Origin of the sequence: Kocuria sp. ZOR0020 (assembly GCF_000800955.1) — a bacterium.
Classification (GTDB): Bacteria; Actinomycetota; Actinomycetes; order Actinomycetales; family Micrococcaceae; genus Kocuria; species Kocuria subflava.
The window spans coordinates 1-991 of record NZ_JROX01000146.1; the positions used below are offsets into that span (position 1 = coordinate 1).

At 68.5% G+C, this 991-nt stretch carries 1 pseudogene; it reads right to left on the minus strand.

The features are described 5' to 3' along the window. Positions 1-991: pseudogene (locus tag L979_RS09135) on the minus strand (pyruvate carboxylase); the annotation flags it as partial.

A 991-nucleotide genomic window follows, 5' to 3' on the forward strand; every position in this document is an offset into this window, starting at 1 on the left:
ACGGCTTGTAGATCCCGCGGATGATCTCCCAGTACGGCTCCATGTCGCACACGGCCTGCAGGGACAGTCCCGTGTCCCGCTCGGTGTGCGCCAGCGCGGCCACAAGTGCCGACGCCGAAGGCTGCGACGTCGTTCCCGCCATGGTCGCGGTGGCAACGTCCACCGCATCCACCCCGGCGTCGATCGCGGCCAGCAGGGTACCGATCTGGCCACCCGCGGTGTCGTGGGTGTGCAGGTGAACCGGCAGGTCGAAGCGCTCACGCAGCGCGGAGACCAGACGACGCGCAGCCTCCGGACGCAGCAGACCAGCCATGTCCTTGATCGCCAGGATGTGTGCCCCGGCATCCACGCACTGCTGCGCCAGATCCAGGTAGTAGTCCAGGGTGTAGATCTCCTCGGCCGGGTCCAGGAGATCGGAGGTGTAGCACAGCGCCACCTCGGCCACCGCGGTGCCGGTCTTGCGCACGGCCTCTATCGCGGGCGCCATCTGGGAGACGTCGTTGAGCGCGTCGAAGATGCGGAAGATGTCGATCCCCGTCTCCGCGGCCTCCTTAACGAACGCATCCGTGACCTCCGTCGGGTACGGCGTGTAGCCCACGGTGTTCCGGCCGCGCAGCAGCATCTGGATGGGAATGTTGGGCATCGCCTCGCGCAGGTACCGCAGGCGCTCCCACGGATCCTCACCCAGGAACCGCAGCGCGACGTCGTAGGTTGCCCCGCCCCAGGCCTCCATGGAGAACAACTGCGGCAGCGTGTGCGCGTACGCGGGTGCTGCGGCAAGGAGGTCACGGGTGCGGATGCGGGTGGCCAGCAGGGACTGGTGCGCGTCACGCATGGTCGTGTCAGTAACGGCGACGGCGGTCTGCGCACGTAGCTTGGCCGCGAACCCTTCGGGGCCCTCGTCCAGGAGGACCTTCCGCCACCCGTCCGGCGGGGTGTGCTCACCCGGGCCGTCCAGCGGCGAACGATCCGGGTCCTCCACCTTGTCACC